6 protein-coding genes are annotated in these 7,828 nt (G+C 48.1%); 2 read left to right on the top strand and 4 right to left on the bottom strand.

Annotated features, from left to right (window positions below; translation table 11 throughout):
- Nucleotides 1-61: 61 nt before the first annotated feature.
- The 3 genes from FPZ49_RS04180 to FPZ49_RS04190 form a co-directional block, all read right to left on the bottom strand.
- Complete coding sequence (locus FPZ49_RS04180; protein WP_391563801.1) at nt 62-2,032, bottom strand: glycoside hydrolase family 127 protein; 1,971 nt, start codon at nt 2,030-2,032, stop codon at nt 62-64.
- A 303-nt stretch (nt 2,033-2,335) separates the two neighbouring features.
- Nucleotides 2,336-3,391 carry an SGNH/GDSL hydrolase family protein gene (locus FPZ49_RS04185; protein ID WP_144843627.1) on the bottom strand — a complete coding sequence of 352 codons (1,056 nt, stop codon included), beginning with the start codon at nt 3,389-3,391 and terminating at the stop codon, nt 2,336-2,338.
- Between the two features lie 163 nt (nt 3,392-3,554).
- Complete coding sequence (locus FPZ49_RS04190) at nt 3,555-4,160, bottom strand: class I SAM-dependent methyltransferase (RefSeq protein WP_144843630.1); 606 nt, start codon at nt 4,158-4,160, stop codon at nt 3,555-3,557.
- Between the two features lie 345 nt (nt 4,161-4,505).
- Between FPZ49_RS04190 and FPZ49_RS04195 the strand changes: the two genes are divergently transcribed.
- Both FPZ49_RS04195 and FPZ49_RS04200 read left to right on the top strand, forming a co-directional pair.
- The gene (locus FPZ49_RS04195) at nt 4,506-4,787 is read left to right on the top strand and encodes a hypothetical protein (protein ID WP_261381231.1); all 282 of its coding nucleotides are present in this window, start codon (nt 4,506-4,508) and stop codon (nt 4,785-4,787) included.
- Nucleotides 4,788-4,887: 100 nt separating this feature from the next.
- Nucleotides 4,888-6,027 (top strand): M20 metallopeptidase family protein, encoded by a 1,140-nt coding sequence (locus tag FPZ49_RS04200; RefSeq protein WP_144843635.1) that lies wholly within the window; start codon nt 4,888-4,890, stop codon nt 6,025-6,027.
- 208 nt (nt 6,028-6,235) lie between these two features.
- Here the strand turns inward: FPZ49_RS04200 and FPZ49_RS04205 are convergent, their stop codons facing one another.
- Nucleotides 6,236-7,333, bottom strand: coding sequence for an S-layer homology domain-containing protein (locus tag FPZ49_RS04205; protein ID WP_144843638.1), 1,098 nt, complete (start codon nt 7,331-7,333; stop codon nt 6,236-6,238).
- Nucleotides 7,334-7,828 lie beyond the last annotated feature (495 nt).

The following is a 7,828-nucleotide window of genomic DNA, read 5'->3' on the forward strand; positions in this document are numbered from 1 at the left end:
TATGGGTGCCCTTGTCTGATCTCAAAGCGAATTGAAGATTCACCGACTACACCGGTAAGTCTCATTCATGGCAAGTGCGGATCCAGACGGACATTTCACCGGGCGTCCGATTTCCCCACAAATAATAAGGTACTGCCTTTATTATCACAGGTTCGGCTGAACGCGATTGCGTGAGCGGACGGTATGGCGTATCCGCCTGCCAGGAGGTTTGATCATCGAGACGGCCTTTCGCTTCGACGAGTATTGCCCCGCCAAGCAGTTCGTTGTCGAAATGGGATTGGAGATTCGCTTCACGAATAACGGATATAGATGAGAGCGAGCCTCCATTGTCTGTTTCCTCCAAACAATAAATAAACGGACCGCGCTCAATAGCGGCTTTACCTGCATTGGCCCGAATCTGTGGATGCGCGGCTATCCATTGTGCTTCGAGAGCAGGTTCCCATTCTACGATGTCACCTTTGTTCCAAAGTCTGTTGACAGTTGCATAACCATTTGTAACTTCATAGCTCGATTCAGCGCCGTTAATTTTCATTACAGCCTTCCCGTAGCACCATGATGGAATACGCACTGCGAGTGTAAAAGGGGCCCCCGTTACGGCGGCTAATTCCAGTTTCACATAGCCTTCCCAAGGCAGGCGTGATTCCTGCTTCATAGCTACCTGACCTGCGGCTAGCTTGAACTGCGCCTCGCTGCCAATGAATAAATGCGTATAAATCGCATTATCTTTGGTGGAAGCCGTGTAGATATATTCGTTCAAAGAGCTAAGCAACCGAGCAACATTCGGCGGACAACAGGAGCAGCCGAACCACTTTTGTCTCACTGCCTTCACATGACGACGGCCCGGGTTTTTCTCAGAGGCTTCAGGCCACACTTCTAGCGGATTGACATAAAAGTAATGCTTACCGTCTTGTGACATACTTCCAATGACATTGTTGTATAGCGCTCGTTCCAGAACATCAGCATACTCGCTCTTCACTTCCAGCTCCAGCATGCGGCGTGCGAAGAATATAAGACCTATAGAAGCGCATGTTTCCGCATATACAGTATCGTTCGGTAAGTCATAATCGAAGGAGAATGCTTCGCCGTGATGGGTTGAACCGATCCCTCCGGTTATATACATTTGCTTTTTCGTCATGTTTTCCCATAAACGGCGACTCGCTTCGAGCAGTCCTTGATCATTCGTTAAATGTGCAAGATCAGCCATTGCGGTATACATATACACCGCACGGACGGAGTGTCCAACCGCCACTTCCTGCTCACGGACGGGCTTATGTGCCTGATTGTAGGATAGCTGCTCGACGGTAGGTAGCTTTATCTTTTTATCTGCCCAAATGCTGTACCCGTCCCTCTGTTTGCATTCTTCAATTAGATAGTTCGGCGTGGTACCACGTTCATTAATGAAAAACTGTGCCAATTTCAAATAACGTTGTTCACCTGTCGTTTTAAACAGTTTCACAAGTGCAAGTTCGATCTCTTGGTGACCATCATATCCTCGCAGTTTACCTGGTTCGCCACCAAAAACAGTGCTGATATAATCGGCTAATTTACAAGCCACGTCAAGCACCTTCCGTTTTCCCGTAGCTGTAAAATAGGCTACTGCCGCCTCTATCATATGGCCAGCACAGTACAATTCGTGAGCTTCATATAAATTTGTCCACTGGTTGCCTGGTTCTTTAATCGTATAATAGGTATTTAAATAACCGTTCGTATGCTGGGCTTCTGAAATCAGTTCAATCAACTCATCCGCAATCCGCTCTAGAATAGGGTCAGGGTGATTAGCGAGCGAATAACCTACTGCTTCAAGCCATTTTGCCACATCGCTGTCCTGAAATACCATACCTCCATATTTACCTTCTTCTCTTCCAGCTGCAATCCGGAAATTACGAATCGCATAGCTTGGCTCAGCATCTGGTATCCGGTCGTTGAGGGCCTCCCATTGATAGGGGATCACTGTCTCACGAACCAACGCTGTAAACCGGTTCCAAAATCCATCCATTATTCGAACTTGCTGCACGCTTGTTGGAAGCTCCAAATGTATTCCCTCCTGACAACTCAAATCATTTTTTATGACTTTTGATAGCTGTGCTCCTTTAGTTTATCTTTGAAATAACTGATAAGCTATAAATTAAACCAACCTCTTTTTTATAAAATTTAACACAGTATAGGAGAATGTTAGCGAGTGAGCGAACAGGGCTTCAACTGCAGGGATATCACCATTAAAGTTCAGGAAACAATATTCACCATAGTTGCCTTAGCTGCTCTAAGTGGATATGATGAGACCTTGTCAGGGGGCAGCTTTCCCCGAAGATTGATTTTTCGGGATAGGGTGCTAGTCCTATCTGCTAAGAAATGCGCTCATACGTTTGGCCAAATTTTCGCCGATGAGAATATGACCGTAATCGGAAGGATGAATCAAATCCGCCGCCAATGCGGAAAAATCGGGAAGCAAATCATGGCCCTCGATCAAATGCAGATTCGGCAGTTGAAGTTCACGGTGTAGGCGGCGAAGTACGTCCGCAAATTCGAGGTTAGCTCTCGTTAAGATGTGGTTCCCTGCAACAAGCCGGTCAGAAGAGTTCGGAAACAGGGTGATCAAGAAGACAGGCTTGCCGGGATGGGCGGCGGTCATGCTTCTCACCAAATAATGAGCCCTCTCTGCAAATTGCTCTGTCGTAAATATTCCGCGCATATTCACACCCAGTTCGAGAGTCGCGACATCCCACCCTTGATGGTCGGTGAAAAAGTCTGCGGTTTCCTTTTCACAGAAGCATGAACCTCCGAGGCCTTTGTTCAACACATCGAAGCCGAGCCGCCGGGCTGCCTGCTGGATATAACTGTTGTGATTGACTGTCGCTCCGGAGCCATGGGTAATGGATGAGCCGTAAGCGAGCCAGCGGATAGCGGGGAGTTCCTCGGACACGGGAGGTCTAACGGGGTGGCCGAACGTTTCCAGATGGTGGAATACAACTTGAAATCCGGCGCCTGCCACATAGCTACGGCTTACGAAGATACGCCAGACATCGGGGGAAAATCGCCCTGTTCTTAATGACTCCCCGGTCACTTCAGCAAACTGTTCGTTTCTCTCCAATTGCAGAGTATGTAACCGTCCGGATTGGAGACGATGCATTGAATGAAAAAAGTCCCCATTGTAAACGACGATGTCTCCTTCATCCATCGGAGCGGAAAGCGTGATTCTCACACGACCAGAGGTGGTAACAAAGCGCATTTCGCATCCGGTGGACATGGATGATACGTAACGGCCTCTTTCATCGTATCCTTCACCTAAACGGTCCCTCACTTTTTTCGGATAACGCTGCAAAACAAATCCGGCCATTCCCGGCAGCTGCTCAAGCTCCTCCACATTATGAAAATTAATTTTATCGTGTACCATGAGAACTTCACTCCTTATGCTCGGATGTTAGTATATTCTAAAAAGAATTCTTGTTTCCTGCATCCTGCTTAATGTGACTTAACAGAAAAGAGTTCAACCTGTAAAAACAGGCTGAACTCAAATAAGCTTTTGAATGTGGCCAACGTTTGCGTTTTGGCAAGCTTTATTGCTTTTGAAAGATAGCATGATTCCCTCGTATAACCACTTTTTTATACCATCCTGGTAATTGTTCAGCCAATAAGGTGGGCCCAGGCCAGCTTGGAACATCGTCAAAAATCATATATCCCCCGGAAGCGACGAATGGACTCCAAAATTCAAAATCCCGCCTTACAGACAAATAATCATGGGCTGCATCAATGTAGATCATACCTATACTTCGTGATATCGGCCATCGGCGCGAGGCCTCCATACTATCCATCGGAATGGGCTCTATATAATCCAATAAATTTAAACCTCTCATATTTTCGATAAACTCATTGTATAGCTGGCCTTCTTTAAAGTGCTGCAGCATCCCTTGATGCTCTTCTGAGCCTTTCCACGTATCTACAGCATATACACGCCCCTCCCCCCGGTCTTTTATGGCAGAGGCTAAACATACCGTTGATTTCCCTCGCCATGACCCTACTTCCACGATATTTGGCACAGGGGCTTTTAGGGCGTATCTATATAGATTCTCGACCCCGTCATCGTTTAACCATCCATGTATGGAACCAACCGCTGGTCTAATTTGTGCTATACGCGTAGAAATCTCATTTTCCGAAAGCGTCATCTAATCAGCTCCTATTCTATGATTTTACAAGTTATTCAGTTTACGAGAATTGCGATACTACGAAACACCTAATTTTTTGACAGTTGCAAAGATTTCACGTCTGCAAATTCGCAAGCGATGCGATGTTCTTTTGGTTTGCAGAGTAACACATTCTCAACAATAAAAGTCAGATAATGACAGCAATCTTCGAGCACATTTTCTCTAGTGAATTGGTAACCTATTGATTGATTAAGAGATTTCATTGTCAATTGCGAATAAATCAAATGCGAGAAAGAGGGAACGATGGCGTAACAGGAAAACAACGGGACAGCTCTTAATCAGAAAATTGAAAAGGAGAAGACTATTATGCAAATCAAAAAGAAAATCGATATTGATATGATCTTGGACAATTTCTCCTCGATAGCTCAATGGGACACTCTAGGCCAAAAGCATTATTTCGTTTTTGAAGACCGTAAACGTGGTGGCCAATGGACATTAATGAGTTATTCTAATGAGAGATTTAGTGTTCACGGAATCGGAGAAAATTACTTCGATGAAAGTGAGTCATTTTTTGAAGATCGCAATGACGTATTGTCGTTCTTATGGGAGCACCGTTCAGCTTTCAATTACTCCTCAAAACAAGGGTGAAGGGGAGTTAACGGGCAGAGCTCAGTAAAGACCCCCTGTGGGTGCCGCGGGGATCCGGATCGTAAGAAATGGGAGTTGAAGTGAATGGAGGGGGACGAAGATGGGCTTGGATTTGATTGCAGTTCGGCGGGACTTGCACATGCATCCAGAAACTGCCTTTCACGAGCACCGTACAGCGCAAGTAATCGAAGAGCATTTGCATCGAATGGGTTTGGAAACCCGCCGCTGTGCTGGGACAGGAGTCGTAGCCGACATTGATGGGTTGAAACCGGGGCCGACGGTGGCGCTGCGTGCGGACATCGACGCACTGCCAGTGGAGGAAGCCACGGGCTTCGATTATGCAAGCCTCATTCCCGGCAGCATGCATGCCTGTGGCCACGATGCACATACTGCCATCGTCCTCGGTGCCGCAGAGCTACTCCTGCAGAGACGTTCCGAGATCAAAGGAAGGGTACGTTTGATATTTCAGCCTGCGGAAGAAGTTGCGGAAGGTGCAAAGCTTATGATCGAGCAGGGGGTTCTGGATGGTGTCAACGTCATCTACGGGTTGCACGTCGCCTCATTTTTGCCGTTCGGCAAGATTGCATTCAGAACAGGGATGGGACAGATGGCAGCGGCGGATCGGTTTACCGTAACCATTGGCGGAAAGGGGGGCGCCGCCGGATTGCCGCATCTGACAACAGATCCTCTTGTGGCGGCTGCGGGAGTGATACTGGGGCTTCAAACTGCGGTCAGCAGAGCGATCAACCCTGTCGAACCGGTTGTAGTCAGCATTGGACGACTTGCCGGGGCTGACGCATACAATGTCATTCCGGAGCAAATCGAGCTGGAAGGCACAACCCGATATTTCAATCCACAGGTCGGAACTGCGCTGCCTGCCTTGCTGCAGACCATCGCTTGTAATATAGCTTCAGGCTACCGCTGCACAGCGGAGCTCCATTATTGGAGTATGTGTCCTCCTGTTGTCAACGCGGATCGTCCGTCGCGACTAGCACGGAGAGCGGCCGTTCAAATCGTTGGGGAATCGAATGTCTTGGAATCGCCGCAGATTATGCCAAGTGACGATTTTGCCGTCTACCAGCAGCACGTGGATGGGTGTTATGTTTTAGTTGGCGCGGAAGGCCCTTACGCTCACCATCATCCTAAGTTTACTATTGATGAGCGATGCTTGTCCGTCGGAGCCGAGTGGATGGCGAGGGCGGCGCTCGAATCGTTGCAAGAAGTATGGGGCACGACATGACGATGCCGATTACGTGTTGTGGTTAACCCAACAACAATTGACTACCGGAGAATGATAGCGGAGGAGCTTGCGACAGCAGCTCCTCCTTGGTTTTGTTGAAGTAACGGGCCGACAAGGTTGGGCCAACCCAGATGTTCTGTCAAGAATGACTCATGGGTCGGCCCTTTGGAAGTTCATAGCTGAGGTAACTATAGGAGCACCTAACTGTCTAGAAGCTTTGTGTCTTCTCAGGCAAATATCTAACTAGTAATTCCTTCAGCAAGCCTTGAGACTTCGCCTCATGCGCGACGAGCGAAAGCTCCTCTACCCATCCGAATGACCAAGTGCTGCGTTTCACATCAGGCCAATGCTGAGTCACCTTCGTTTCCCCATCAAGCAGCTCGCCGCGTGTCAGTGCCAGGGCCAGAAGCTTGGCCGCATCCTCCCGATTCACGGAGCCGCTCGGATCAAATTTCCCTAGTCCTACGCCGCCTACAAATCCGAGAGCTTCAGCGGTACTGATTTGATTTTTCGCCCAGTGATCCTTCACGTCGTTGAAATCGTTATCAAGAGGAAGCTCATGAATACCGCGAACGCGCAATAGAAGAGTTACCAGCTCGCCGCGCGTGATTGGATCATCCGGATGAAAACCATTGCCGTCACCCGACATCCATCCCGCTTGTGTCATCTTCTGCACATAAAAATAAGCCCAGTGGTTCGCAGGCACATCGCTGAAAACCTCTCCCGGCCCGGCGGACTGCGGTTCGCCGAGGCGGGTCATAATGGCCGCAGCCTCCGCACGAGTTAGCTTTCCGTTCGGGTGAAAGCCGCCGTCCGGATAACCATTGAATGCAGGCTGATGGATCTCCGTGCCCACTTTGACATGGACCGGCGGAGCCTTAATTCCTACGCTGTCGTCGTCACTGCTTTCGCACTCCACAGCGATATCATCCCCGTTGGTTACGGTTCCTTTTACCTTCAGGTTCAAGTGAATGACACCGGCCCCTTGTGCCTTAAGGTCTTTCATATTCCACTGGATCGTTCTGGACACCGCATCCCAATTGCCTCCCGATAATTCGGTTACATCGAGTTTTTCGGAGATTTTGAGCTTGATCCACGATTTCTCCATATTTTTGTTGCTCACATTATGGTAGAGGATGTGGTACGAAATCGTACCGTCAGCGGCGGCGCTCTTCTGATCTGAAATGCATTGGATCTCCAGGTTGGACCGCGTATCCGCGTAAGCTGCTGGCGCAGCCAGCATTGATCCGAGGGCAATCGATAAGGCCATAGCCCTAAAACGTGCAGATGGAATCCATTTTATCATGTCAAGAATCCTCCTTATGCATGGATATGCTGCGTAAACATACCTATGTGAGAGAGTCCTGCTTTATACCTAATAGGGATAAGAATTCCTTGATCTTCGCCTAGACAAACACGGTGTTCTCTAACCGTCTGCCGTGAATCAGGAAGGGCTGAGTATGGGGTGTGTAGTAGGGTGTTATTTCTGGTGGGTGTAAAGGAGTTCTGCATAAAACTCACTGCAAATAGTACTTACGTCAATAAAGGATATCGTAAGGGCAATGTCATTTAGTTAAGGCATAGTGTCCAAAATCAAGAACAAGAGCAGGTTATCGAAAAGATAGCCCGCTCTTTTTTTGCGCAAAAATGCGAAATAGGTATTGACAAGCAGTTAAAAAAATGTGGCGAAGCCCCTTGAAAAACGAGGAGGTTTTGTCATTGGAATTGTACGCGAGCTCTTTAAAAGAAACGCTGACATCCCTTATTCGAGAGATGTCAGTGGCACCCGAACTTTATGTTA

Source organism: Paenibacillus cremeus (assembly GCF_007786445.1).
In the GTDB taxonomy this organism is placed as follows: domain Bacteria; phylum Bacillota; class Bacilli; order Paenibacillales; family NBRC-103111; genus Paenibacillus_G; species Paenibacillus_G cremeus.

What these genes read in the sequence shown, in the direction of transcription:
- FPZ49_RS04195 (WP_261381231.1), top strand. Translation starts at nt 4,506, where the DNA reads ATGCAAATCAAAAAGAAAATCGATATTGATATGATCTTGGACAATTTC.
- FPZ49_RS04205 (WP_144843638.1), bottom strand. Translation starts at nt 7,333, where the DNA reads ATGATAAAATGGATTCCATCTGCACGTTTTAGGGCTATGGCCTTATCG.
- FPZ49_RS04200 (WP_144843635.1), top strand. Translation starts at nt 4,888, where the DNA reads ATGGGCTTGGATTTGATTGCAGTTCGGCGGGACTTGCACATGCATCCA.
- FPZ49_RS04185 (WP_144843627.1), bottom strand. Translation starts at nt 3,391, where the DNA reads ATGGTACACGATAAAATTAATTTTCATAATGTGGAGGAGCTTGAGCAG.
- FPZ49_RS04190 (WP_144843630.1), bottom strand. Translation starts at nt 4,160, where the DNA reads ATGACGCTTTCGGAAAATGAGATTTCTACGCGTATAGCACAAATTAGA.